General features: G+C 68.6%; 20 protein-coding genes and 1 pseudogene. 14 read left to right on the top strand and 7 right to left on the bottom strand.

Annotated elements, in window-relative coordinates; genetic code table 11:
- Positions 1 to 394: pseudogene (locus tag P3L18_RS21995) on the bottom strand (HNH endonuclease); the annotation flags it as partial.
- A gap of 693 nt (positions 395 to 1,087) precedes the next feature.
- On the opposite strand from P3L18_RS21995, the gene P3L18_RS21990 reads away from it, so the two are divergent.
- The 5 genes from P3L18_RS21990 to P3L18_RS21970 are packed head-to-tail and all read left to right on the top strand — an operon-like array spanning position 1,088 to position 7,539.
- A complete protein-coding gene (locus tag P3L18_RS21990; RefSeq protein ID WP_172398867.1) occupies positions 1,088 to 2,578 on the top strand; it encodes a nitrate/nitrite transporter in 1,491 nt (496 codons plus the stop codon).
- Complete coding sequence (nirB, locus tag P3L18_RS21985; protein ID WP_276115219.1) at positions 2,575 to 5,169, top strand: nitrite reductase large subunit NirB; 2,595 nt, start codon at positions 2,575 to 2,577, stop codon at positions 5,167 to 5,169. Before P3L18_RS21990 ends, nirB begins: the two co-directional genes overlap by 4 nt.
- Positions 5,166 to 5,630, top strand: coding sequence for a nitrite reductase small subunit NirD (gene nirD / locus P3L18_RS21980; protein ID WP_276115218.1), 465 nt, complete (start codon positions 5,166 to 5,168; stop codon positions 5,628 to 5,630). The genes nirB and nirD overlap by 4 nt, the downstream gene beginning before the upstream one ends.
- The gene (locus tag P3L18_RS21975) at positions 5,627 to 6,799 is read left to right on the top strand and encodes a uroporphyrinogen-III synthase (protein WP_276115217.1); all 1,173 of its coding nucleotides are present in this window, start codon (positions 5,627 to 5,629) and stop codon (positions 6,797 to 6,799) included. Before nirD ends, P3L18_RS21975 begins: the two co-directional genes overlap by 4 nt.
- Positions 6,796 to 7,539, top strand: coding sequence for a sirohydrochlorin chelatase (locus P3L18_RS21970; protein WP_079930543.1), 744 nt, complete (start codon positions 6,796 to 6,798; stop codon positions 7,537 to 7,539). The genes P3L18_RS21975 and P3L18_RS21970 overlap by 4 nt, the downstream gene beginning before the upstream one ends.
- Positions 7,540 to 7,629: 90 nt before the next feature.
- Here the strand turns inward: P3L18_RS21970 and P3L18_RS21965 are convergent, their stop codons facing one another.
- Both P3L18_RS21965 and P3L18_RS21960 read right to left on the bottom strand, forming a co-directional pair.
- Positions 7,630 to 7,938 carry an MGMT family protein gene (locus P3L18_RS21965; RefSeq protein WP_276115216.1) on the bottom strand — a complete coding sequence of 103 codons (309 nt, stop codon included), beginning with the start codon at positions 7,936 to 7,938 and terminating at the stop codon, positions 7,630 to 7,632.
- Positions 7,935 to 8,720 carry an alpha/beta fold hydrolase gene (locus P3L18_RS21960; protein ID WP_079930542.1) on the bottom strand — a complete coding sequence of 262 codons (786 nt, stop codon included), beginning with the start codon at positions 8,718 to 8,720 and terminating at the stop codon, positions 7,935 to 7,937. The genes P3L18_RS21965 and P3L18_RS21960 overlap by 4 nt, the downstream gene beginning before the upstream one ends.
- A gap of 113 nt (positions 8,721 to 8,833) precedes the next feature.
- Here P3L18_RS21960 and P3L18_RS21955 point away from each other — a divergent pair, with 113 nt between their 5' ends.
- The 4 genes from P3L18_RS21955 to nudC are packed head-to-tail and all read left to right on the top strand — an operon-like array spanning position 8,834 to position 17,951.
- Positions 8,834 to 12,457, top strand: a complete 3,624-nt coding sequence (locus tag P3L18_RS21955; RefSeq protein WP_276115215.1) for an ATP-dependent DNA helicase — start codon at positions 8,834 to 8,836, stop codon at positions 12,455 to 12,457.
- Positions 12,450 to 15,899: an ATP-dependent DNA helicase gene (locus tag P3L18_RS21950; RefSeq protein WP_276115214.1), complete on the top strand. Its 3,450-nt coding sequence runs from the start codon at positions 12,450 to 12,452 to the stop codon at positions 15,897 to 15,899. The genes P3L18_RS21955 and P3L18_RS21950 overlap by 8 nt, the downstream gene beginning before the upstream one ends.
- A gap of 53 nt (positions 15,900 to 15,952) precedes the next feature.
- On the top strand, positions 15,953 to 17,023 hold the full coding sequence (locus P3L18_RS21945) for a potassium channel protein (RefSeq protein ID WP_026919963.1): 1,071 nt from the start codon (positions 15,953 to 15,955) through the stop codon (positions 17,021 to 17,023).
- A gap of 1 nt (position 17,024) precedes the next feature.
- Complete coding sequence (gene nudC, locus P3L18_RS21940) at positions 17,025 to 17,951, top strand: NAD(+) diphosphatase (protein ID WP_006372927.1); 927 nt, start codon at positions 17,025 to 17,027, stop codon at positions 17,949 to 17,951.
- Positions 17,952 to 17,980: 29 nt separating this feature from the next.
- Here the strand turns inward: nudC and P3L18_RS21935 are convergent, their stop codons facing one another.
- Positions 17,981 to 18,556 (bottom strand): DinB family protein, encoded by a 576-nt coding sequence (locus P3L18_RS21935; RefSeq protein WP_172398865.1) that lies wholly within the window; start codon positions 18,554 to 18,556, stop codon positions 17,981 to 17,983.
- 95 nt (positions 18,557 to 18,651) lie between these two features.
- On the opposite strand from P3L18_RS21935, the gene P3L18_RS21930 reads away from it, so the two are divergent.
- From P3L18_RS21930 to P3L18_RS21915, 4 genes are all read left to right on the top strand, one after another.
- Positions 18,652 to 18,924, top strand: a complete 273-nt coding sequence (locus P3L18_RS21930; protein WP_006372925.1) for a mycoredoxin — start codon at positions 18,652 to 18,654, stop codon at positions 18,922 to 18,924.
- Between the two features lie 100 nt (positions 18,925 to 19,024).
- Entirely contained in the window at positions 19,025 to 21,142 is a 2,118-nt protein-coding gene (locus P3L18_RS21925; protein ID WP_079930541.1) for an ATP-dependent DNA helicase UvrD2, read from the top strand.
- A gap of 119 nt (positions 21,143 to 21,261) precedes the next feature.
- Complete coding sequence (locus tag P3L18_RS21920; RefSeq protein WP_079930532.1) at positions 21,262 to 21,537, top strand: hypothetical protein; 276 nt, start codon at positions 21,262 to 21,264, stop codon at positions 21,535 to 21,537.
- A 154-nt stretch (positions 21,538 to 21,691) separates the two neighbouring features.
- Entirely contained in the window at positions 21,692 to 22,009 is a 318-nt protein-coding gene (locus P3L18_RS21915) for a WhiB family transcriptional regulator (protein ID WP_026919965.1), read from the top strand.
- A 59-nt stretch (positions 22,010 to 22,068) separates the two neighbouring features.
- On the opposite strand, the gene P3L18_RS21910 is transcribed toward P3L18_RS21915, so the two are convergent.
- On the bottom strand, positions 22,069 to 22,632 hold the full coding sequence (locus tag P3L18_RS21910) for a class I SAM-dependent methyltransferase (RefSeq protein WP_079930531.1): 564 nt from the start codon (positions 22,630 to 22,632) through the stop codon (positions 22,069 to 22,071).
- Positions 22,629 to 23,000: a VOC family protein gene (locus P3L18_RS21905; protein ID WP_006372920.1), complete on the bottom strand. Its 372-nt coding sequence runs from the start codon at positions 22,998 to 23,000 to the stop codon at positions 22,629 to 22,631. The genes P3L18_RS21910 and P3L18_RS21905 overlap by 4 nt, the downstream gene beginning before the upstream one ends.
- 107 nt (positions 23,001 to 23,107) lie before the next feature.
- Here P3L18_RS21905 and P3L18_RS21900 point away from each other — a divergent pair, with 107 nt between their 5' ends.
- The gene (locus P3L18_RS21900; RefSeq protein ID WP_079930540.1) at positions 23,108 to 23,845 is read left to right on the top strand and encodes a helix-turn-helix transcriptional regulator; all 738 of its coding nucleotides are present in this window, start codon (positions 23,108 to 23,110) and stop codon (positions 23,843 to 23,845) included.
- On the opposite strand, the gene P3L18_RS21895 is transcribed toward P3L18_RS21900, so the two are convergent.
- Complete coding sequence (locus tag P3L18_RS21895; protein ID WP_006372918.1) at positions 23,814 to 25,127, bottom strand: AarF/UbiB family protein; 1,314 nt, start codon at positions 25,125 to 25,127, stop codon at positions 23,814 to 23,816. The genes P3L18_RS21900 and P3L18_RS21895 overlap by 32 nt on opposite strands.
- Positions 25,128 to 25,171: the final 44 nt, after the last annotated feature.

Here is a 25,171-nt window from a genome sequence, read left to right as displayed (position 1 = left end):
AGAGGTTGATCTCGGCGGGGGTGAATCCGGCGAAGTAGTGCGACAAGAGTTTCCGGAGGTATTCACAGCGTTGCACGGTGTCGCGGGGTTCGGGGGAGCGGGTGTCAATGTGGGTCAATCCGCGGAAAATGGCGTCGGTGTGTTCGGAGGAGCCCATGCTGATCAACAACTCCCGAAGTCGGGTGGTCTTGTGATCGGCCACGCCCAGGCGATCCATCTCACCGGTGAGCGATGTGGCGTGGTGATCAACCAGGTTCCGCAGCAACAGGACTTGTTTCATTGCGCCAAAGGCTTGGGGCCCGGTCATTTCCGAATTCCATTGCAGGTCGCTGAGTTGGCTGACAATCCCGGCGAAAACCGCTTCGGCGTCAAGAGCTTCGGTGGTGTCGATCATGGGCCCCTCCCCAGTGGCTGATCGGTGTGATGACTCCATCCTACTCGAACATATGGAGTATGGCAAGCGTGTTCGACAGTTCTGTGGAAGGGAAGATGCTTGTGGACAACGGGTTTCGGTGGTGGGCTGGCGGCAGTTTTCTGTCGGTGGGGTGTGGTAGGGGTGCGTCTTTTGCTGTGGTGGGTGGATGTGGTTGGGAGGCTTTATGTCTCGTCGGGTCTCGAGGCTCGCCGCACGCGGCTCGCACCTCGACCATCGGGAGGTCGGCGCCGCGCGCCTGGACTGTCGGGGAACGGGTGCTCGGCCAGCGGGTACGGCGGTTGCTCGACAGTCCGTGACCCGAAGACACACACCTCGGCGGAAGGACCTCACGCACAGATCCGCTCGCGCTCGGCCTCATCATCCTCGTCGTGATCATCAAGGTCCGACGCGACCGGCCACACCCCGATGGTGAGTTCTCCAGCTATCCTGGTTGGGCCACCCGAAGTGTTTCGGGATCAAGCGATTCGGGATCCAGCAGCGACTGAGTTGGCCCGGTCTCACAGGCTCCGCTCGCCAATGTGAGAACAACGTGACGTCGCGGTCACTGCGCCGACAATCGGCGCAACACTCGAGTCGTAGTTTTGGTTCCAACGACCGACGCCGTCGTCGGTGGTCACGGCATCAGCCCACCCGAGACCGATGGGAACCCACATGGCATTCTCGACGCTTCTTCACGACCTCCGCAGAGACCACACGATCACCGACTGGGATCCGGAGGACCGGCACGCCTGGGACACCGGCAATGCCGCGATCGCCCGACGCAACCTGCTGTGGTCGGTGATCTGCGAGCACATCGGCTTCTCGATCTGGTCGCTGTTCTCGGTGATGGCGCTGTTCATGGGCCCCCAGTACGGCATCAACGCCGACCAGAAGTTCGTGATCGCGGCGACGGCGACCTTCGTCGGCGCGTGCCTGCGGGTGCCCTACACCCAGGCCACCGCGCGCTTCGGCGGTCGCAACTGGGCGATCTTCTCCGCCGTGGTCCTGCTGATCCCGACCGGTCTGACGATGATGCTGATGATGAACCCAGGAGAGTTCGGTTTCGGCTGGTTCCTCGCGGTGGCCGCGCTCACGGGCTTCGGTGGCGGCAACTTCGCCTCGTCGATGACCAACATCAACGCGTTCTATCCGCAGCGACTCAAGGGCTGGGCGTTGGGACTCAACGCCGGCGGCGGCAACATCGGGGTCCCTGTGGTCCAGCTGATCGGTCTGCTGGTCATCTGGCTGGCCAGCGACAAACCCGAGATCCTTTGTGCGATCTACCTTGTCGCGCTCGCCGTCGCGGGAATCGGTGCGGCGGTCTTCATGGACAACCTCGATCACCAGACCGCCAGCGGTCGGGCGATGATCGATTGCCTCAAGCACTACGACAGTTGGCTGATCTCGGTGCTCTACATCGGTACCTTCGGGTCGTTCATCGGCTTCTCGTTCGCCTTCAGCCAGGTACTCAGCCTCAGTTTTCAGTCGTCGGGTCAGTCTGCCTCGGCCGCATCGCTTTCCGCCGCGCAGATCGCGTGGATAGGTCCGCTGCTCGGCTCGTTGTTCCGTCCGCTGGGTGGCAAGTTCGCCGACCGGTTCGGTGGAGGGCGGGTGACCCTGTGGTCCTTCGTCGCGATGGTCGCCTCCTCGGTGATCCTGGTCGTCTCCGGAACCGTCGCCGATTCACACCCCGGCCACCGGATCGAATCCACCCAACTGGCCGGATTCATCATCGGGTTCATCTTGTTGTTCGCGATCTCGGGCATCGCCAACGGCTCGGTCTACAAGATCATTCCGACCATCTTCGAACACAAGTCGCGGAACCTACCGGGGATCAGCGGAGGTGCCGCGGTGCTGTGGTCGCGGTCGATGTCGGGAGCTCTCATCGGAATCGCCGGGGCGGTCGGAGCGCTCGGTGGTGTCGCGATCAACCTCGTTCTTCGCAGCAGCTACAAGGCAAATCATTCGGCGACGGTGGCATTTTGGGTGTTCATGGCCTTCTATGTGATCGCCGGGGTGATCACCTGGTGGTTCTACGCCCGGCGCGAGGTGGTCCTCGACCCGCACTTCCGTCACACCGGTGACATCGAGGTCGCCGATACCGCACCCGCCACTCCCGTCGCCCAGGCCACCGCGGCCACCCCGGCGGTGGATGCCCGATGACCCACTCCCGTAGGGATTCCCGCCCGCTCTCGAGGACCGTCGTGGTGATCGGCCACGGCATGGTCGGGCATCGGTTCGTGCAGTCGCTGCGTGAGCGGGATCAAGCCGGGATCTGGCGCGTGGTGGTGATCGCCGAGGAGACGCACGCCGCATACGACCGTGTGGGATTGTCATCCTACGTCGGCGCGTGGGACCGGTCATCGCTGGCGTTGCACGGCAACGACTATGCGGGTGACGACGCGGTGCGGCTACGTCTGGGGGAGACGGTCACCGCGATCGACCGGGACGGGAAACGGGTGATCACCGATCGAGGGTCCGAGATCGGTTATGACGCACTGGTGTTCGCGACCGGCTCGTACCCCTTCGTGCCTCCGGTTCCCGGTCACGACCACGACCGGTGTTTCGTCTACCGCACCCTTGACGATCTCGATGGCATCCGTCGCGTCGCCGAGGGTTCGACGCCCGGCGCCGCCGGTGTGGTGGTGGGCGGTGGGTTGCTCGGCCTGGAAGCCGCCAATGCCCTTCGGCTGCTGGGGATGACACCGCACGTGGTCGAGTTCGCGCCGAGGCTCATGCCGATGCAGGTCGACGCCGGGGGTGCGGCGGTGTTGCAGAACCTGGTCTCCGACCTGGGCTTGCACGTGCACACCGGAGTGGGCACGTCATCGATCGCCGACGGACCGGAAGGGGAATCGCTGACGGTGACACTGAGCGACGGGGCGACGATCGACGCCGCCCTCGTCGTGTTCTCCGCCGGTGTGCGCCCCCGCGACGCGGTGGCCCGGGAGGCGGGTCTTCCCGTCGGGGAGCGCGGCGGCGTGCTGGTGGACTCGGCGTGCCGAACCGCCGACCCGGACATCTATGCCGTCGGCGAGGTCGCTGCGGTCGACGGGCGATGCTACGGCCTGGTCGCCCCCGGATACAGCACCGCCGACGTCGTCGCCGACCAACTCCTCGGTGGCAGTGCGACATTCGCCGGTGCCGACATGTCGACCAAGTTGAAGTTGCTCGGCGTCGACGTCGCGAGCTTCGGTGACGCCATGGGGGAGACGGACAATGCGCTGGAGATCGTCTATTCCGATCCGCTCGCCGGCCGCTACGCGAAGATCGTGCTCTCCGACGACGCACGGACCCTGCTCGGCGGCATCCTGGTCGGGGACGCATCGGCCTATGCCACGCTCAAACCCATGGTGGGGCGCGAGATCCCGGGAGATCCGGCCGCTTTGATCGCCCCTGCGGCCGGGGAATCCGGCATGGGTCTCGACGCATTACCCGACGACGCGGAGATCTGCTCGTGCAACGGGGTGTCCAAGGGTGCGATCTGTTCGGCCATCACCGAGGGCGCCTGCGACATCGCCGCGGTCAAGGCGTGCACCTCTGCGGGCACCACCTGCGGCGGTTGCGTACCGAGTATCGCCTCGCTGCTGGCCGCCTCCGGCGTCGAGATGAGCAAGGCGCTCTGTGAACACTTCACCCAGTCGCGGTCGGAGTTGTTCGAAGTCGTTGCGGTGACCGGTATCCGGACGTTCTCCGAGCTGATCGCCCGGTACGGGGCCGGCTCCGGCTGCGAGGTGTGCAAACCGACGGTCGCCTCCATTCTCGCCTCGACCTCGAGTGATCACATCCTCGACGGCGAACAGGCCGCGCTGCAGGACACCAACGACCACTTTCTGGCGAACCTGCAGAAGAACGGCAGCTATTCGGTCGTGCCCCGGATGCCCGGCGGGGAGGTGACCGCCGAACAACTGATCGTCATCGGCGAGATCGCCCGCGACTTCGACCTGTACACCAAGATCACCGGTGGCCAGCGGATCGACATGTTCGGCGCCCGCGTCGAACAGTTGCCGCAGATCTGGCGGCGCCTCGTCGACGCCGGAATGGAATCGGGGCACGCCTACGGCAAGAGTCTGCGCACGGTGAAGAGCTGTGTGGGTCAATCCTGGTGCCGATACGGTGTGCAGGATTCGGTCGGGATGGCGGTGTTCCTCGAGAAGCGGTACCGCGGTCTGCGATCGCCGCACAAACTGAAGTTCGGTGTCTCGGGGTGCGCACGCGAATGCGCCGAGGCGCGCGGCAAGGACGTCGGGGTGATCGCCACCGAGAACGGCTGGAATCTCTACGTGGCGGGCAATGGTGGACAGAGCCCGAAGCACGCCCAACTGCTGGCCCGCGGAGTGGATGACGCGACACTCGTCGCCTACATTGATCGGTACCTGATGTTCTACATCCGCACCGCCGATCGGCTTCAGCGCACGGCCCCGTGGCTGGAATCGCTCGACGGAGGTCTCGATCACCTGCGAGCCGTGGTGTGCGAGGACAGTCTCGGCCTGGCGGCAGAACTGGAGGCCGCGATGGACCGTCACGTCGCCGGATACCGTGACGAGTGGGCCGAGGTGCTCGCCGACGAGGAAAAGTTGTCGCGGTTCGTGTCGTTCGTCAACGCGCCGGACGTGCCCGACCCGACCATCCGGTTCACCGACGGAGCGGTTGAAGGCGACCGCAAGGTCCCGGTGCTGCTGGACATGCCCCGGTTCCGGGCGCAGCAGCCGAACACCGACCGTACGACCGAACGCGAAGGAGTGGCCACATGACCGCCGACACGGCGACCGGCGCAGGGCAGAACGGCCCAGGGCAGATCGGCGCAGGGCAGATCGGCGCAGGGCAGTGGGTGCGCGCCTGCCCCTTCGATCGGCTCGTCGAGGGACGCGGAGTCGCAGTCCTCGGCCCGGAGGGCCGTCAGGCGGCGCTCTTCCGGATTCCCGCCGCCGAGACCGACCGTGAGGCGGTGGGGCGCTCGCGGATCTACGCCATCGGCAACATCGACCCGTTCGGGCGTGCCGCGGTGCTCTCGCGCGGGCTGACCGGCGATCACGGCGGTGAGCTCACGGTCGCCAGTCCGCTGGGCAAGCAGGTCTTCTCGCTGCGCACCGGGGTGTGCCTCGACGACGAGTCTGTGTCGGTGCCCTCGCTGGCGACCCGCGTGGTCGACGGCATCGTCGAAATCTGGTTCGGCGCCGCCGATCATCGTGTTGTTCCCGACGGGCCCCGATGAGTCCTGGAGCGACGCCCTCGAGTTCCGACGATCTGCCGTTGACCGGTTTCACCGTCGGGATCACCGCCGCGCGCCGGGCCGACGAGTTCGCGGCGCTCCTCGTGCGTCGCGGCGCCGACGTCGTCATGGCCCCGACCATTCGCATCCTGCCGCTCGTCGACGACACCGAGCTCGAACAGGTCACCGAACGGATCATCGCCGATCCGCCGGACCTGATGGTTGCCACCACCGGGATCGGTTTCCGGGGCTGGGTCGAGGCCGCCGACGGCTGGGGGGACGCCGAGCAACTCCTCGTCGCGCTCGGCGAGAGCCGGCTGATCGCCCGCGGTCCCAAGGCCAAGGGTGCGATCCGTGCGGCCGGACTTCGCGAGGAGTGGTCGCCGGAGAGCGAGTCCTCCTCGGAGGTTCTCGACCGTCTGCTCGACGAAGGGGTGGAGGGCAAGCGGATTGCGGTGCAATTGCACGGTGCCACCAGCGAATGGGAGCCGCTGCCCGACTTCTGCGCGGTGCTCCGCGCCGCGGGCGCCGACGTCCTGGCCGTCCCCGTGTACCGCTGGAACATGCATCCCGACGTCGGGCGGATCGACGCGATGATCGCGTCGGTCGTGCGTGCCGACCTCGACGCGCTCACCTTCACCAGCGCACCCGCGGCGGCGTCGATACTCACCCGCGCCAAGGAACTCGGCAAACTGCAGCCGTTCCTGCACGGACTGCGGACCGCGGTACCGGTGTTCTGTGTGGGCTCGGTGACCGCGGGGCCGCTGGAGGCGTTGCAGATCCCGACCGTCTATCCGCGCCGCTTCCGGCTCGGTGCGCTGGCCCGGCTGATCACCGACGAGTTGCCCCGACGCAGCCATACCCTGCGGGTTGCCGGACACGACACCGCGATTCGGGGTCAGGCGGTGGTCGTCGACGGGCAGATGCGTGAGTTGTCGGCCACCGGACATCTGTTGCTCAAGATGCTCGCGCAGGTGCCGGGGCAGGTGGTGGGTCGCCAGGAGTTGCTGCGCGGACTGCCCGGCGACAGCGCCGACACCCACGCGGTCGAGGTGGCCGTTGCGCGTCTGCGGGCGGCGCTCGGCGACCCGAAGATGATCCAGACGGTGGTCAAGCGCGGATACCGCCTTGCCGTCGATCTCGAGTACGACGAAGCCGAGGACGAGTCATGATGATCCGCAACGACATTCGGTCTGCCGTGGGTGACCGGCTGGGCGGGGTCCGCCCGGTACTCGTCGCGCACGGGACCCGCAACCCCCGCGGCGTCGCGGTGGTTGCCGAGATCGCCGAAAAGGTCGCCGCGACGGTCGGTCCGACGCGCACCGCCTTCGTCGACGTCCTCGGCCCGACCCCGAGTGAGGTGCTCGACGGGCTGGATCGCCCCGCGGTCCTGGTCCCTGCCTTCCTGGCATCGGGATACCATGTGCGCCAGGATATCCCGGATCACGTCCGGAAATCCGGGGTCGGTGATGCCATCGTCACCCGCGCCTTGGGCCCCGACCCGAGGATCGCCGCGGTCCTGCGGCGGCGGTTGATCGAATCCGGGTGGCGACCCGGCGACGCCGTGGTGCTCGCGGCCGCCGGCTCGTCCGACGACTCCGCCTGTGCCCAGGTATATCTCGCCGCGCGTCAGCTCGAGGGGCTGATCGGTGGGCACATCGAGGTCGGCTTCCTCACCACCGCCGCGCCGACCGTTGCCGACGCGGTGGCCGCCGCTCGAACCAGCGGGTGCCGCGTCGTCATCGCCGCATACCTGTTGGCCCCCGGCCTTTTTCACGAGCGTCTGCACACCGTGGATGCCGACCTGGTGGCCGAGCCGCTCGGCGCCGACCCAGCGATCGTCGAACTCATCGTCACCCGGATGCGTGCCGCGGTCAGTCCGTACCGCACCGACGCGGTCCTGCTGCGCTGACCGCGCCCGCCACCCCGCCGACAGCGCCCATCACCCTGCCGACAGCGCTCTGTACTTCGCCGACAGCGCTCTTCTCAGCGCCGACAGTGCTCAGTCGAGTACGTCGATCTCCCAACGACATTCGCGCATCAGCACCCTTCCGTCGCGGATCGGCGCCCCTTCGTCGCGGAGTCGGTCGAGCTGCCGGTGGGCGAGGTGTGGTGCGGGTTTGCCGCTCGCCGAGATGACCCGATGCCACGGCAGGTCCGCGGAATCGGTGCGCATGATCCACCCGACGATCCGCGGGGAACTCAATCCGGCCGCGGCGGCGAGATCGCCGTAGGTACTGACCCGGCCGGACGGGATCGCGGCGACCAGGGCTCGCACCCGCTCGACGTCATCCTCGGTGACCGCACTCACAGCAGCGAACGCACCAACCGGGCGGTCAACCCGGGTTCGAGGAAGGGCACCATGTGCTCGCAGTCGGCGCGGTGAACCTGCACCTGATCGCCGCGTTCGCTCGCACAGGCCTCGAGAAACGCCGGCCGCACAAACGGCGGGTCGACGCGATCGGCGACGACGACATGGGTGGGCACCCCTCGCGGCGGAAGCGTTGGCGGACGGCTCATCTCGCTCCACGACGCGGCGGCCATCGGCGCACTGACCCGCCAACCGACGCGCCCGCGACCACTGGTGGTGAGGTGCTCGGCGATCTCGGCCTCGAGGATCTCCGCGGGTACCCGTGCCCAGCCCTCGGAGCGCTTGGCCGCGCGGGCCGCGTCGGCGTCGGGATAGTCCCAATTCTCGAGGCTGTCGGTGGCGACCTCGAGAGCAAACTCCGGGTCGAGGCCCTGCGCGGGATCGAGTAGGACCAACCCGCGCACCGCGTCCGGCCGCTGGTTGGCCAGATGGATCGCCAGCGCACCTCCGAAGGAATGCCCGAGGACCACCAGCGGCAGCGCCGCCGGATCGATGGCGGTGTCGATGAACTCCGAGAGCGCACGCACATGGTTCTCGATCGCCCACGGCGGACGCCACGGCGAGCGGCCGTGGCCGATGAGGTCGGGTGCGACGATGTGCAGGTCGGCGAGATGGTCGTGAGCCAGCGGAGCCCAACGCATCCCATGACCGGTGAGGCCGTGCAGTGCCAGAACCGTCGGGGCGCGCCGATCGCCGAACTCGACGTGGTGAAGTGCCGTCACGCCGACGATTGTGCCGTACGCGCCGCAGCGCGCAGCCCCGGCCCGGGCCGGGGCGGATCGTGGGGGAGACGGGCCCACCAACGATTGTCGGTGGGCCGTGCTTGCATGGACGCATGGCCCGTAAGCGTCCCTCGACCACGGCCGCGCCGAGCTCGCCGAAGCGGGCCGCCCCCGCCAAGCGGGGTTCGTCGCGGTCGGAGCAGGCGCGCCCGGGATCGGCGGGCGGCGCGGCCGGCCGGGGCGGCACCGCGTTGCGCGCACATCTCGTCGGGGCCGACGGTGGGCCCATCGTCACCCGGGAGTGGCCGCCTAGCGTGATGCGGGTCATCGACGCGCACACGCCCGACGGGACGGTCGCCGACCCGTGGCGGCCCTTCCGCGTCCACGGCGGGCCCGGCTCGGGCAAGACGGCATTGGTGGTCGATGCGGCCGTCGCACGTCTCACCCGGCCCGGCATCGACCCGGAGTCGGTGCTCGTGCTCACCGCGAACCGTCGCGCCGCGGTGGCGTTGCGGGAGGAGATCACCCGCCGGGTGTTGGCGCAGTCCTCGGACGCGCCCGCGCTCGGCGGGGCGCTGCGTGAACCGTTGGTGCGCACCGTGCATTCGTTCGCGTTCGCGATCCTGCGACTGCAGGCGCAGGCGCACGGCAACCCGCCGCCGCGGCTGATCACCGGCTCCGAACAAGACGTCGTGCTGCGCGAGCTGCTGGCCGGCGACATCGAGGACGGTGCCGGGTACTGGCCCGCCCATCTGCGTCCCGCGCTGGGGACCGATGGATTCGCGCAGGCGCTGCGCGACCTGATGATGCGTGCCGCCGAACGGGGCGTCGGCCCCGAGGAGCTCGCCGAGCTCGGCTCCCGGCACCGGCGTCCCGAGTGGGTCGCCGCGGCGCACGCATACGCGCAGTACGAGCAGAACGTCCTGTTGCGCGGCACGGTCGGATCGCAGACACCGGGCGCCTCGGCGCCCGCGGTCGACGCCGCCGAACTCGTCGGCTCGGCATTGTCGGCCTTCGCCACCGACCCCGACCTCCTCGCCGGGCAACGTCGGCGTATCCGGCACCTGATCGTCGACGACGCCCAACACCTCGATCCACAAGCCGCCCACCTGGTTCGGCTGATCGGCACCGGAACGGATTCGACGATCATCGCCGCCGACACCGACCAGTCGATCTTCGGATTCCGTGGCGCCAGTCCGCGTTTCGCCGACTCACTGGCGGCGTCCGGTACCGACCGTGACGTCGTGCTCGACACCGACTTCCGTCATCATCGCCAGATCGCGGTGGTCGGTCGTGCACTCGCCGCACGGTTGCCCGGCGCGCGCCCGCATCGCTTCCCGGTGGTCCCCGACGCCGACGCGCTGCCCGGCGGGGCATCGGTACGGGTGTACAGCTCCGCGGCCAAGGAGGCGACCGCGGTGGCCGATCTCCTACGACGGGCGCACCTCTTCGAGGGGGTGGCGTGGTCGCAGATGGCGGTCATCGTGCGGTCGGCGCATCTGGCGCTCCCCGCCCTGCGGCGGGCGTTCCGTTCGGCCGGCGTCCCGCTGAGCACCCCGACCTCCGATTTGCCGCTGCACCGTCAGCGATCGGTGGCCGCGCTGATGGTGGTGCTGCGCGCGGTGGCCGCCCGCGAGCGGGTCGAACACACCGCGGAGACCGTCGAGAATCCGCACGTCGTCGAGAACCCACACGCCGACGACTCGCCTGCCGAGGATTTCACCGCCGACGACGCGCTGGCACTGTTCACCGGCCCGGTCGGGATGGCCGATCCAGGGGCGCTGCGCCGGCTGCGGCGGGGTGTGCGTCGTCGCGACGAGCAGGCGGGAGGCGAGCGCGCGGGCCGCGATTCGCTGTCGTCGTTGCGTCTGGCGCTCCTCGACCCCGACCTCGGCGCCGAGTACCTGGCGGCGCTGACCGACCACGAGGGCGCACCGCTGGCGCGGGTGCTCGACGTGATCGCCGCCGGCGCCACCGCCCATCGCGCCGGACGTGGCGTGGAGGAAACCCTGTGGGCGTCCTGGCAGGCCACCGGCCTGGAACGGCGGTGGGTCTCCGCGGCGATTCGAGGCGGGCCCGGCGGCGAACAGGCCGATCGTGACCTCGACGCGATGATGGCGATGTTCGAGGCGGCGGCGAACTTCTCCGACACCCTGCCCGCCGCGGGCCCGGCCGCATTCGTGCACTATCTCTCGCAACTGCAGATCCCACGCGACAGCCGCACCCCGGCCGCCGCGGCCGACTCGGTGTCGGTGCTCTCCGCGCACGCCGCCGCCGGCCGCGAATGGGAGGTCGTCGCCGTCGCCGGAGTTCTCGACGGGTTGTGGCCGTCGCTGCGCAGCCGCGGAGGTGTCTTGGGCACAGCCGAATTGGTGGACCTTCTCGACGGGATGGATCCCGCGGCGATCGATCGGGTGGCGCGGGGCGCCGGTGCGCTCGCCGACGAACGTCGACTGTTGCTCGTCGCGTGCACCCGCGCACGCCGACGACTACTGGTGACCGCCGTCGAGGACGGAGGAGGGGAGTCGTCACCGTCGAGGTTCATCGGCGAGATCTCCGATGCACTGCGGATCGACGCCCGGCGGGGCGGGACGGGCGAGTCCGGCGACGCCGAGCAGCCCGACGATCCCGACGTCCTCGACACCGTCGCCGAGGACGAGTTGCCCATCGACCCCGGTGTCGACCGGGTGTTGTCGCTGCCGTCGCTGGTGGCGACGCTGCGTGCGGTCGTGGTGGCCGGTGCCACCGCCGACGAACCGGACGAACGCACTCGCGCCGCCGCCCAATTGCTTGCGCAACTTGCCGATTCGGATATTCCCGGAGCGCATCCGCGGGACTGGTTCGGGCTGTCGCGGCCGAGTTCCGCCGAGCCGCTGTGGACGCCCGACGCCGGCCCCGTGGTGCTCTCACCGTCCAACGTCGACCAACTGTCGCGTTGTTCGCTGCGCTGGATGCTCGAGCGTGCCGGAGGCCGCGACGGCGACGGCACCCCGGCCCTGACCGGCTCGCTCGTGCACACGCTGGTGCAGGCCGTCGCCGGGGAGATCGAACCCGCCGAGGTGACGTCGGCGCTGCGCGAGATCTGGGAGCGCGTCGACACCGGGGCGGCCTGGTACTTGGCGCACGAACTCGAGCGTGCCGAGGCGATGCTCACGAATTTCCGTGAGTGGCTTTCTCTTTCGCGCGACGATCTCACCACGGTGGGCGTCGAGGCGGTCATCGACGCCGTCATCCCACCGGCCGCGGATACCGGTGCCCCTGATGCCGGTGCACAAGGCGTCGCACCGGCCGAGGACGGCTCGGACCTGCCGGTACGACTCCGTGGCCGGGTCGACCGCCTCGAACGCGACGCGCAGGGCCGACCGGTCGTCGTCGACGTCAAGACCGCCAAGTCGGCGATCACCAAGGCCGACACGCTCGACCACGCCCAGCTCGCCGCCTACCAAGTCGCCATCGCGCACGGCGGGGCGCGTGACTTCCCGGGCACCGACGTCGAGCCCGGCGGCGGTCGCCTGGTGTACGTGTCGGCGCCGCACCGTTCGACCGGCGCCACCGAACGCGAACAGCCCGCGCTCACACCGGAATTGCTCGACGAGTGGCGCGCGGTGGTGCGCCGGGCCGCACGCTCGGGCATCGGTCCGGTCTTCGAGGCGACCCCCAACCCCGGCTGCGCACACTGTGCGTTGGTGACCAGTTGCCCCGCCCAACTACGTGGCAAGGCGGTCACCGATGACTGAGGACACCACCGGGAGCACCACCACCGAGGCGCGGCCCACGCGGCCCCGGGTGTCGGCGACCTCGCTGGCCGCCGCCCTCGGGTTGCCTCCGCCCACTCCCGAACAGGTCGAGGTGATCGAGGCGCCCACCGAACCGATGCTGGTGGTCGCCGGTGCGGGCGCGGGCAAGACGGAGACGATGGCCTCCCGCGTGGTGTGGTTGGTGGCCAACGGCATCGTCGGGCCCGACGAGATCCTCGGACTCACCTTCACCCGCAAGGCGGCCAGCGAACTCGGCGCCCGCATCCGCAGGCGGCTGTCGATGCTCGCCGGCTCCCCGGCCCTGCTGAGTTGGGACCCCGACGGGGCGCTCGCCACACGCCTGCGGGCCGGTGATCCGGAGGTCAGCACCTACCACGCGTATGCCGGGCGACTCATCGCCGATTACGGTCTACTCCTTCCGGTCGAGCCGCACGCGACGCTGATGTCGGAGACCGAGTTGTGGCAGATGGCCTTCGGAATCGTGTCCTCGTGGACCGGGCAACTGAGCACCACCAAGGTGCCGGCGAGCGTCACCGAGGCGGTCCTGCGGCTGTTCGGTGAGATGTCGGAGCACCTCGTCGACCTCGACACCCTCGCCGCATGGGGTGACGACCTTTACCGGATGGTCGACGATCTGCCCAAGGCCCCGCGCCAGCGGGGCGCACCGAATGCCGCGCTACGTACCGTCCAGCAGGTGATCGACGAGCGTCGGGAACTGTTGCCGCTCGTGGCGACGTTGATGCGCACCATGCGCGAGCAGGCCGTCCTCGATTTCGGCAGCCAGATGTCCCTGGCGGCCCGCCTCGTCGCCGGCAACCCGGAAGTTGTTGCCGCCCAGCGGCAATCATTTCGCGCGGTGCTGCTCGACGAATATCAGGACACCGGTCACTCCCAGCGGGTTCTGCTCTCGGCGCTCTTCGGTGGGCAGGCGTCCGCGGGCAGCGACCCGGTGGCCGTCACCGCCGTCGGCGACCCGATCCAGTCGATCTACGGGTGGCGGGGTGCGTCGGCGGCCAATCTCCCGCGCTTTGCCACCGACTTTCCCCGCGCCGACGGTTCGCCCGCGCACCGTCGCGAACTGTTGACGAGCTGGCGCAACCCGGTGCAGACGCTGCGCCTGGCGAACGAGGCGTCCGAGGAACTGCGACGTCGCGGTGTGCCGGTGAGTGTCCTGCGTCCGCGGCCCGGCGCCGACGCCGGGACGGTGACGTTCGCGTTGACCGAGACGGTGCTCGACGAACGCGCCTGGCTCGCCGACCAGGTCGCGGCCCGGTACCACGACGTCGACGGTTCGGGGCCGCCGACCGTCGCGGTCCTGGTGCGCCGCAACGAGGATTCGGCGCCGATCGCGGCCGAGCTGGAGGCGCGCGGCATTCCCGCGGAGGTCGTCGGCATCGGCGGGTTGCTGCACGTACCGGAGATCACCGATGTGGTCGCGACGTTGCGCCTGATGGCAGATCCGATGGCCGGAACCGCGGCGATGCGTCTGCTGACCGGTTCGCGATGGCAGCTCGGCGCGCGCGACCTGGCGGTGCTGTGGCGTCGCGCCACCGAGCTGGCCGCCGGCCAGATCGCCACCGGCGGGGTGGTCACCACCCGCGAGGAACTCGACGAGGCACTCGACGCGGTGCTGCCCACCGAGGTGGTCGACCGCGCCGGGATCGCCGACGCCGTAGTCGATCCCGGCGGTCCGGAGGCCTACAGCCCCGACGGCTATGCGCGTATCCGGGCGTTCGGGGCGCAACTGGAGTCGTTGCGGCGCCGGATGGGTCAGCCGCTGCCCGAGCTGGTCGCCGACGTCGAGAACACCATCGGGGTGGCCGTCGAGGCGCAGATCCGTGCACGCCGGATGCGCGGCGCGATCACCGGGCGTGAACACCTCGATGCCTTCGCCGACTACGTCACCCGCTACGCCGAGCGGCCCGGCGCGAATCTGGCGGGGCTGCTGGCGTTCCTCGACACCGCCGAGACCATCGAGAAGGGGCTCGAGCCCGGGCGGGTGGAGGTCGCCGAGCAGCGCGTGCAGATCCTGACCGTGCATGCCGCGAAGGGACTCGAGTGGGATGTGGTCGCGATTCCGCATCTGTGCCAGGGGATCTTCCCGTCGTCCAAGGGCGAGACCACCTGGATGCGCAGTGCGCGTGAACTTCCGGGGCCGCTGCGCGGTGATCTCGCCGAGCCGGAACCCCGGGGACCCGCGGCCGCGAAGCTCGCAGCGGCCCGGCCGGCCGGCGCCGACGAGGGGTTCCCGGTGCTCGATCTGAGTCGGGTGGGCGACCGCAAGGAACTCGAGGACGCGCTGACCGAACACAAGGAGGCCATCGCCGAACGCCGGCTCTCCGAGGACCGGCGGTTGCTCTACGTCGCGATCACCCGAGCCCGTCACGACCTGTTGGTCTCGGCGCATCACTGGTCGGAAACCGGGGAGAAACCCCGGGGTGGATCGCCGTTCTTCAACGAGTTGCTGGCCATCGTGACCGAGACGGTGGAGAACGGATCCGCCGACGAGGCAAGGGGTTTGACGGTCGACGTGCTCGCCGACGACCCGCCCGACGGTGCCGCCAACCCGTTGGCCGAGCGGGTCGATGCCCGGATGTGGCCGACCGACCGTCTCGGTGCGCGCCGTGACGCGGTGGCCGCGGCGGCCGATCTCGTCCTCGACGAACTGCGCCGGCGGGAGGCGCCGGCGTTGTTCGGGGCGCTCACCGATCCGGAGCCCGATTCCCAGGCGCCGGTGGCCCATGACGCGCCGGCCGACGAGATCGAGGCGTGGCGCGCCGAGGTGGAGGTGCTCCTCGCCGAGCACGAGCGCACGAATCAGGCCGAGGTGGATGTGGCGCTGCCGGCTCATCTGTCGGTCAGCCAACTCGTCGACCTCGACACCGACGAGCGCGAGTTCGCGCGCAAGCTCCGTCGCCCGACGCCGTTTCGTCCCAACCCGATCGCACGGCGCGGCACCGCCTTTCACGCGTGGGTGGAGCGGTGGTTCGGCGCGACCCGGCTGCTCGACATCGACGAGTTGCCCGGCGCCGCCGACGAGAGTGCCGCCCCCGACGCCGACCTCGACGCGCTGCGCGAGGCGTTTCTGGCCTCGCCGTGGGCCGCCCGCAGCCCCAGCGAGGTCGAGGTGCCCTTCGAGACGGTCATCGGCGACACGGTGATCCGCGGACGCATCGACGCGATCTTCGCCGAACCCGACGGGTCGTGGGTGGTGGTGGACTGGAAGACCGGAGCCGAGCCGAGCGCCGACTCGTCGTCGGTGTTCATCCAGCTCGCGGCCTACCGCATCGCGTGGGCGCAGTTGGCCGGGGTGCCACTGGAGAAGGTCTCGGCCGCATTCCATTATGTCCGGTCCGGGCGCACCCTCGCGCCCCGAGACCTGCCCGATGCCGCGGCACTCGCCGCTTTGCTGGCCCGATGAGCTAGATTCCACACTGTGACAGCAGCGACCCATCCGAGCGCGCCGTGCCGGCGATGAGATCGCGCGGATTCCGGCGCCGGTTTCGCGGCGAGGATCTCTCCGAGGGCCCCGACTACGCCCTGGTCGGGGTCGTTCGCATTCCCGAACTGCAGCAGAGCCCGGGCCGCGCCATCGGCAAACGCGTGGTGTTCGCGGTGATCGCGCTGTTCTTCACCGCGGTGCTGGTCTACCTCGATCGCGACGGATATCGCGACGTGCAGGAAAACCCGCTGTCGTTTCTCGACGCCCTGTACTACTCGGCGGTGACGCTGTCGACGACCGGCTACGGCGACATCACCCCGCTGACCCCGTCGGCGCGATTGCTCAACCTGCTCATCATCACCCCGTTGCGGGTGTTGTTCCTGATCGTGCTCATCGGCACCACACTCGAGGTGCTCACCGAACGCTCACGTCAAGCCCTCAAGATCCAGCGCTGGAGGAACAACTTGCGCAATCACTCTGTGGTGATCGGCTACGGCACCAAGGGTCGTACCGCGGTCGACGCGATGATCGGCGACGGCATCAAACCCGCCGACATCGTCGTCGTCGACGCCGACCCGACGGTGCTCGAGGCCGCCGAATCCGATGGTCTGGTCACGGTGCGCGGTGACGCCACCAAGTCCGACATCCTGCGGCTCGCCGGTGTGGCACACGCTGCGAGCATCGTCGTCGCTACCAACCGCGACGACACGGCGGTACTCGCCACGCTGACCGCCCGCGAACTCAATCCGCGGGCGAAGATCGTCGCGAGCATCCGCGAATCGGAGAACACCCACCTGATGCGCCAGTCGGGCGCCAACTCCGTGGTGGTGTCGTCGGAGACCGCGGGCCGGCTGCTCGGCATCGCCACCATGACGCCGTCGGTGGTGGAGGTGATCGAGGATCTGCTGACGCCCGACGCCGGGTACGCGATCGCCGAGCGTGAGGTCGACCCGACCGAGACCGGAGGCTCCCCGGCGCACACCCGCGACATCGTGCTCGGTGTGGTCCGTGGCGGGGTGTTGCACCGGGTCGACGACAGCGAGGTGGAGCAGATCGAAGCCGGCGACCGATTGCTCTACGTGCGCAAGGGACCGGCGGACTGACATGGGCGCCTTCGTTTTCGACCAGCCGCCGCTGCTGTCCCGCGGCACCTTCGACCGTGCCGACGAGATCCGCGACGATCCGGCGCGGATGGTGTCGGGATGGTCCACCGCCAGGGTTCTCCCGATCGACCCGGCCGGACGCTACCCGGTGACCGAGGAACGCGCCCTGCGATGGCGTCCGGCCGTCGAGATCGCCGACGCCCCGCCGCAGGACGCGGTTTTCCTCGCCCACACCGACACCGATCTGTGGGCGCTGCGCGTGGAGACCCTCGACGGACGCACCGCCGACGCCCGGCGCGGGGCCGCCCGGCTCTCCGCCGACGAGGCAGGCCTGCTCGCGACGGCGTTGGGAATCCTGAATTGGCATGCGCGGGCACAATTCTCGCCGGTGGACGGCGGTGCGACCCGCCCGGCCCGCGGTGGCTGGGTCCGACGCCACGTCGAGACCGGAGAGGATGAGTTCCCGCGGACCGACCCGGCGATCATCACCGTGGTGCACGATGGCGCCGACCAGATCCTGCTGGGCCGTCAGGCCGTGTGGCCCGCACGCTGGTATTCCACGTTGGCGGGCTTCGTCGAACCCGGGGAATCGTTGGAGCAGTGCGTGATTCGCGAAGTGCACGAGGAAGTCGGGATCACCGTCACCGATCCGCGGTACCTCGGCAGCCAGCCGTGGCCGTTCCCGCGATCATTGATGCTCGGCTTCGCCGCGGTCGGTGACCCGAGCGAGCCGCTGCGCTTCCTCGACGGCGAGATCGGTGACGCGGTGTGGTTCCACCGGGACGAGGTGCTCGAGGCACTTGCCCGCGGTGACGAATGGCAGCGCGACGATCCCGAACCCGACGCCGACGGCCCGCGGTTGCTGTTGCCCGGTTCGATCTCCATCGCCCACGCACTGATCACGACCTGGGCGCACGCGACGCCCTGAACGCACCGGCTGCGCACGCGGTGGCCATGTCAGCTGCGCCGGAATCCGTCGGCGATGGCCTGGACGCGCGCACGGTGCGCCGCGTGATCGACGGGCGCGATGTTGGTGTTGTCCGCGTAGAGACCCACGGCGCCGTCGACGGATTCGCGCAGGATGTCCATCTGCCCGACGTGACGTGCGGTCTCCACCGCCATGTGCAGCAGAATCCGCCCCAGCGTCACCGACTGATGGGTCCACCACGTCACCACCCCGGGTGCGTCGAGGTCTCGGGTGGCAAGTGTCTGTGCCGCGTGCTCCCACGAGCTCCGATACCAGCCGACGATGTCGGCGACGGACTCGTCGGCGCGGGCGAACATGTCCGCCTGGTCCCCGGAGTCGCGGCCCTCGATCCAGGGCAGGTCGGTCACCGGCCGGCCGAAGGCTTCACCGAAGTAGGAGAACTCGTCGTCGGCGAGGTGCTTGACCATGCCGAGCAGTGAGGTGCCGGTGGGGGTCAGCGGGCGTCGGAGGTCGTACTCGTCGAGGCCGTCGAGCTTCCACAGGACGGTATCGCGGAGCTCCTGCAGGTATTTGACGAGCTGCTCCTTGGTGGGGGATTCGGCCATCATCACTCCTGTCGCGTTGCACGGTGGCAGGGGTCGGCGCGCGGTGGCGAGCATCACCGCGCGCCGTGCGGAACAGCCTGCCGTCCGATGATGTTATGGGTGCCATGAGTGAGGCAACCGCAACCCCGACCGATCAGCTGACCATGTACACCACCAGCTGGTGCGGCTTCTGCGCACGACTCAAGACCGGATTGCGCAGCGCCGGGATCGAGTGGAACGAGATCGACATCGAGGCCCACCCCGAGGCCGCCGAGTTCGTCGGCAGTGTCAACGGCGGTAATCACGTCGTCCCCACCGTGCTCTACGCCGACGGGTCGACCGCCACCAACCCCAGCATCGCCGAGGTGCGGGCCAAACTGGGAGTCTGAGCACCAGCCCCGCATCCCTGTGGAGCGTCCCACGACGGTGTCGGGGGCGGCTGACATAGTGGAGGGCGTGCCGCAACGTTCCACGCAGAAGGGTGCCGAGATGTCCGCGCGACCGGAGGAGGCGACATCCTCGTCGCGCGATCGCGGCATTCTCGACGGTCTCGACCCGGAGCAGCGTGAGGCGGTGCTCGCGCCGCGTGGTCCGGTGTGCGTGCTCGCCGGTGCGGGCACCGGCAAGACCCGCACCATCACCCGTCGGATCGCGCATCTCATCGACACCGGGCAGGTCAATCCGTCGCAGGTGCTCGCCGTCACCTTCACCGCACGCGCGGCGGGGGAGATGCGTACCCGATTGCGCTCCTTGGGAATCGGTGCGTCCGGTCCGTCGGTGTCGGCGCAGACCTTTCACGCCGCGTCGTTGCGGCAGCTCCGGTTCTTCTGGCCGCGGGTGTTCGGCAACGCGTCATGGGAATTGCTGGACAACAAGTTCCCGTTGATGGCGCGCGCGGCGCGGCGGTCGGGGCTCGGTACGTCCACCGACACGGTGCGCGATCTGCTCTCGGAGATCGAGTGGGCCAAGGCGTCGGTGATCGGGCCGGAAGGCTATGTCGCCGCGGCGACACGGCTGATGCGCGAGTCTCCCGCTGCGCCGGAGAAGGTGGCCGAGGTCTATGCCGCCTACGAGGACGCCAAGGTGTCGCCGGAGGGGGATCGTCTGCTCGACTTCGACGATCTGCTCATCTACATGACCCAGATGATCGACGTCGATCCCGCTGTGGCCGAGGAGTTCCGCTCGCGATACCGGTGTTTCGTCGTCGACGAGTACCAGGACGTCACGCCCGTGCAGCAGGGCCTGCTCGACGCGTGGCTCGGCGAACGCGACGACCTGACGGTCGTCGGTGACGCCAACCAGACCATCTACACCTTCACCGGCGCCAAGGCCGACTACCTGCTCGACTTTCCCCGGCGCTTCCCGGAGGCGACCATGGTGCGTCTGGTCCGCGACTACCGGTCCACCCCCGAGGTGGTGAGTCTGGCCAATCGGGTGATCGGTGCAGCGCACGGACGGATCGCCGGGACCCGGCTCGAACTCGTCGGCCAGCGTGCGCGCGGCCCGGCGCCCCGCTTCGTCGACTACCCCGACGAGCCGGCCGAGGCCGCCGCGGTCGCCAAGCGGATCAAGCGGCTCATCAACGATGGCGTACCGGCGTCGGAGATCGCGATCCTCTACCGCGTCAACGCCCAGTCGGAGAATCACGAACAGGCGCTGACCGAGCAGGGCATTCCGTACCAGGTGCGCGGCGGCGAGGCGTTCTTCACGCGTACCGAGGTGCGGCAGGCGATGCGTCGTCTCGACACCGTCGCCGAACGTGGACTGCGTGAGGACGTCGACGTGACCACCGCGGTGACCGCGGTGCTGCGTGAACTCGGCCTCGACGACACCGAACCCACGGGGGCGCAGGCCAAGGCGCGGTGGCAATCGCTGCGGGCGCTCGCCGAGCTCACCGAGGACATGGTTCACGAAACCCCTGACCTGACGCTGCCCCAACTCGCCGCAGAGCTGCGGACGCGCGCGCAGTCGCGGCACCCACCGACCGTGCAGGGCGTGACACTGTCATCGTTGCATGCGGCCAAGGGACTCGAGTGGGATGCGGTGTTCCTGGTCGGCCTGACCGAGGGATCGTTGCCGATCAGCCAGGCCATCAAGGGCTCTCCCGACGAGGTCGAGGAGGAGCGGCGGCTGTTCTACGTGGGGATCACCCGTGCTCGAGAGCACCTGCAGGTGTCGTGGGCGGCCGCGCGCAACGAGGGTGGCCGCTCCCGCCGGCGGTCACGGTTCCTGTCCGGCCTGATCCCCGACGATTCGCCGGCGTCGCGGATCGCGCCCGAACGCAAACCCAAACGCGGCCCCACCTGTCGGGTCTGCGGGTCCAAACTGATCGATGCGACGGCGACGCTGCTCGGCAGATGCGAGAGCTGCCCGTCCGATCTCGACGAGGATCTGCTGGTCGCGCTCAAGGACTGGCGCAGGCAACGCGCCAAGGACGACGCGGTTCCGCCCTACGTGGTGTTCTCCGACAAGACCCTGCTCGCCATCGCCGAGCAGCATCCCACCGACGAGCAGGCGCTGGTGTCGATCTCGGGCATCGGCGCGAGCAAGCTCGACAAGTACGGTCCCGACGTCATCGACATCGTGAAAACCGCAGGTCAAAAATAGGTTGTGCGATCTATGCATCGGCCCTTAGGCTGGTGAACACATCAGCACGGGGACGGCTGTGTGCCGTCACGGCACCGCCTGTCACGCGTGGCCACACGAGACCAGAAAGGAGCGGATCAGTGAACGCAATCATTCTTGGCGCCGCCGAGTCGACGCAAGCAGCGTCGGCATCGGAGATCGGCAACGGCATCGCTGTCGTCGACGACGGCATCGCCATGTCCCGTCGGACCGTCGCCCGTCGCGACCGCTCCTGGCTCGACGAGTGTGGCCATGCCACCGATCACCGTGGCGGCGCCGTCGCTCTGGCGCAGCCCGTCGGATTTCCGGCTCCCGCGGTAGCGGCAGCACGAGCCGACAAGCGGTTCCCCGTGCAGAACCTCGTATTCAGACGCTGACAGCGTCGGAACGGCGGCCACGGGCGAATCGCGAAAGCGAACCCGTGGCCCTTTTTTGGTTGACCTCCCGCCCATCTCGTCGATGTGCGGCAGGGCTCCACCAACGGCTCGGGTCGAGAACATCCGAAGAATCCGAGTAGAGGTGGAGACAACAATGACGACCGACTGCGTTCTCGAGTCCTGTATGCCCGCCGATCGCTTCGACGCGGTCGGCGTCACGTCCGCCCCGGCCCTCGGGCAGACCGACCTTCCCTGCCAGATGACCGACGCCGACCTGTGGTTCGCCGAGGATCCCCGAGACCTCGAGCGGGCCAAGGCGATGTGCGCCGAGTGCCCGTTGCGGGAGGCCTGCCTGGCCGCGGCCCTCGAGCGGGCCGAACCGTGGGGTGTGTGGGGCGGCGAGATCTTCGATCGCGGTGTCGTGGTGGCGCGCAAGCGTCCCCGTGGCCGCCCGCGCAAGAATGCGGCCTGAACGTAACCGGCCGTTCCCGACGAAAGTCTGTCGGGGACGGCCGGTTTCGTCGGTGTGCATCAAGGCTGCGCGCGGAAGCGTACTGACCACTCGTTTGTGTCGATCTCGACCCACCGGAAACCCGCACGTCGCAGGCGGGTGTCGAGTTCCTCCGGCGCCACGGGTACGCACACATCGTTCTCGTGCAATGCACGGAACTCAGGGCCGTCGAGGCTGTCAGAACCGAGAAAGGCGCCGGTTGGTGATAACAGTCGCCGTGCCTCGGTGAACACCGCGTCCTGAGCCCTTGGTGAGGCGACGTGGTGCAACATCGTCATGCAGATCACCGAATCATAGTGGCCTGCAGTCAATCCGGTATTCGCGCCGTCAGCGCAGAGGATGTCGATGTCGGTCCGATCGGCGAAACGTCGGCGCAGGTCGGCGGCGAGCGACTCATCGATCTCGACCGCGGTGAGATGTGAGGCGCGCTCGATGAGCAACTCGGTGGTCACGCCGGGGCCGGGTCCGATCTCTACCACCTGCTCACCGAGCTCAAAGCCCTCGAGGGTCCACGGCAGTATCCATTCACGTACCGCATGTGCCCACTCGCTACTGGTGCACAGCGTGAGGTGCTCCTCGTTCATCTGCCCGCACGAGGGTCGTATTGCATCGCGCCAACCACATTTCCGGCGGGATCGGCAAGAAAGATCAGGTGTCCGACGCCGTCGATGGTGTGGCGAGGCAGGACCACCCGCCCACCCGATTCCTCGATGGTGCAGGCTGTCGCGTCGACATCGGAGACGGAGAATGTGATCTCGGCTCCGACGATTTCGCGACCGTCGAGGCTGCGGCGCTGTTGGAGTGCTCCTGCAATCTCGCCGCCGGTGTCGATGGAGTAGAAGCCCGGCGGCCCCCATGCGGCAAACCTCCATCCGAACACCGACTCGTAGAACCGTCGAGTCGAGGCTACGTCGTCGGCGTTGAGTGCGAAGTGAGTGATCGGAGCGGCCATGGCTCCAGCATTCTCCCTGCTGTCTCGCCGTGCTTTCGATACTCTGACAAATTGTGTCGGAATTACGACAACACGATTCGAGGGAACCGATCGTTCGTGGGTACGCCGTGACTCATCCGGCCGAACGCGCGCAGATCGCCATCGAACCCGGATGGAATCAGATGATCCATGCGGCAGCCGGGGTGCTGACCGTGCTGACCGCGGCCGCACGGTGGACAGTGCCCGTCGGGCGTGCGGTCTGGATACCCGCGGGGATCCCGGTGGAGATCGACAATGCACGGCCGGTCCGAGTCAGGATCGTCTACCTACAGCGCAACCCGGCCGCTGTTGCCGAACCGTTTCCCGCCGATCGACCCACGGTGGTGTCGCTGTCGCCGTTCGCGCGTGAACTGCTCGCACACGTCGTTCGACAGGCGCCACTGAAACCGGGCGATCCCTTGCACTCGGCCCTCGTGACCGTCCTCGTCGACCAACTGCGTTCCGCACCGGTCGAATCTCTCGAGTTGCCATTGCCCACCGGGGAACTCGGGCGTTTGCTCGTCGTGCTCGCGTTTCGATCGCCGGGTACGCCGGCGGCCACCCTCGCACGCGACATGTCGGTTGCCGTGCGCACTCTCGAACGTCATGTGTGGCGTGATACCGGGTTGACGCTGGGACTATGGCTGCGCCGTGCGCGCATCCTGACGTCCCTGGAAACCCTGACGAACACCGGTTCGGTGACACGAGCGGCCGCGGCCTGTGGTTATGCCACACCGTCGGCCTACATCGTCGCATTCTCCCGGGAGCTGGGGACGACGCCGGCCCGCTTCGGTCTCAGGCCAGGCCCGGCACCCACTTCTCCATGATCGCCCGGTATGGCGCCTCGGCGTCGAGCTGTGCGGCGATGCCGACGCATCCGGCGAGCACGCGGAACACCATCACATAGTGCTTGGGGACGTTGAGGTGCCGTGAGGTCTTGTACACCTCGCCGCGTACGTCGGTCGCGTGACCGGCCGCGCGCTGCAACCACTTTCGGGTGAAATGGAACGACTCGGAGTACAGCGGATCCACGTACGGACGCAGATACGCCTGCAGGTCGGTCGGTGAGACCTTGTCGACCTGGGAGCGCAGGATGAATCCCGCCGCCACCATGTGTTCCTTGAGTTCGTCGTATTCCTTCTCGCGCGCGAGACGCAGGATCGGGCCGGTCTCCGGCGGCAACCCGTTCGGGTAGTGGCCGACCGCGCCGAAATCCAGTGCGCCGAACCGACCGTCGTCGGTGAGGAAGAAGTTGCCGGGGTGCGGGTCGCCGTGCAGCAGGCCCACGCGGAACGGTGAGGACACCTCGAAGGTCGACATCAGCGCCGCGGCGCGGTCGCGAGTTGCCTTGTCGCCGTTGGTGATGATCTTCGACAGTGGTGTGCCGTTGAGCCATTCGGAGACGATGACCTTGGGTGAGCTCGCCACGACCTTGGGCACCACGAAGTCCGGGTCGCCGTCGAAGGCCTTGGCGAACGCGCGCTGGTTGTCGGCCTCGCCGAGGTAGTCGAGTTCGGCCTCGGTGCGGTCGATGAGCTCGTCCATCATCGATTTCACGTCGGTGCCGGGGGAGAGCTTCTGCATCAGCCCCGACATCCGGGACAACGTCTTCAGGTCGGCCTTGAGTGCGTGGTCGGCGCCCGGGTATTGGATCTTGACGGCCACGTCACGCCCGTCGGACCACACCGCGCGATGCACCTGACCGATGCTGGCGGCGGCCGCGGGCTCGTCGGAGAACTCGCGGAATCGCGATCGCCACTTGGTGCCGAGCTGTTGATCGAGCACCCGATGAACCTTCGACGCCGACAGCGGCGGCGCCTCGGCCTGCAACTTGGTGAGGGCCTCGCGGAACGGTTCACCGAACTCGTCCGGGATCGCCGCCTCCATGATGGACATGGCCTGGCCGACCTTCATGGCCCCACCCTTGAGCTCCCCGAGAACCGCGAACAGTTGCTCGGCGGACTTCTCCAGCAGCTCCTGGTTGACCTCGTCCTTGTCCCGGCCGGCCATCCGTTTGCCGAACCCGGCAGCGGCGCGCCCGGCCATACCGATGGGCAGCGAGACGAGTTTGGCGTTACGGCGACCTTGCCCCCGCGTGATGTCGGTCATAGCTTCCTTTCCCCTCCTCAGGATAGAGGACCGGCGAGGTGTTG

This window comes from Gordonia sp. N1V (assembly GCF_029269935.1).
Taxonomy (GTDB): domain Bacteria; phylum Actinomycetota; class Actinomycetes; order Mycobacteriales; family Mycobacteriaceae; genus Gordonia; species Gordonia polyisoprenivorans.
This window is presented reverse-complemented; position numbering and strand designations above follow the sequence as displayed.

Coding starts and splice junctions, on each gene's coding strand:
- P3L18_RS21990 (WP_172398867.1), top strand. CDS start 1,088: ATGGCATTCTCGACGCTTCTTCACGACCTCCGCAGAGACCACACGATC.
- nirB (WP_276115219.1), top strand. CDS start 2,575: ATGACCCACTCCCGTAGGGATTCCCGCCCGCTCTCGAGGACCGTCGTG.
- nirD (WP_276115218.1), top strand. CDS start 5,166: ATGACCGCCGACACGGCGACCGGCGCAGGGCAGAACGGCCCAGGGCAG.
- P3L18_RS21975 (WP_276115217.1), top strand. CDS start 5,627: ATGAGTCCTGGAGCGACGCCCTCGAGTTCCGACGATCTGCCGTTGACC.
- P3L18_RS21970 (WP_079930543.1), top strand. CDS start 6,796: ATGATGATCCGCAACGACATTCGGTCTGCCGTGGGTGACCGGCTGGGC.
- P3L18_RS21955 (WP_276115215.1), top strand. CDS start 8,834: ATGGCCCGTAAGCGTCCCTCGACCACGGCCGCGCCGAGCTCGCCGAAG.
- P3L18_RS21950 (WP_276115214.1), top strand. CDS start 12,450: ATGACTGAGGACACCACCGGGAGCACCACCACCGAGGCGCGGCCCACG.
- P3L18_RS21945 (WP_026919963.1), top strand. CDS start 15,953: ATGAGATCGCGCGGATTCCGGCGCCGGTTTCGCGGCGAGGATCTCTCC.
- nudC (WP_006372927.1), top strand. CDS start 17,025: ATGGGCGCCTTCGTTTTCGACCAGCCGCCGCTGCTGTCCCGCGGCACC.
- P3L18_RS21935 (WP_172398865.1), bottom strand. CDS start 18,556: ATGGCCGAATCCCCCACCAAGGAGCAGCTCGTCAAATACCTGCAGGAG.
- P3L18_RS21930 (WP_006372925.1), top strand. CDS start 18,652: ATGGGTGCCATGAGTGAGGCAACCGCAACCCCGACCGATCAGCTGACC.
- P3L18_RS21925 (WP_079930541.1), top strand. CDS start 19,025: ATGTCCGCGCGACCGGAGGAGGCGACATCCTCGTCGCGCGATCGCGGC.
- P3L18_RS21915 (WP_026919965.1), top strand. CDS start 21,692: ATGACGACCGACTGCGTTCTCGAGTCCTGTATGCCCGCCGATCGCTTC.
- P3L18_RS21910 (WP_079930531.1), bottom strand. CDS start 22,632: ATGAACGAGGAGCACCTCACGCTGTGCACCAGTAGCGAGTGGGCACAT.
- P3L18_RS21905 (WP_006372920.1), bottom strand. CDS start 23,000: ATGGCCGCTCCGATCACTCACTTCGCACTCAACGCCGACGACGTAGCC.
- P3L18_RS21895 (WP_006372918.1), bottom strand. CDS start 25,127: ATGACCGACATCACGCGGGGGCAAGGTCGCCGTAACGCCAAACTCGTC.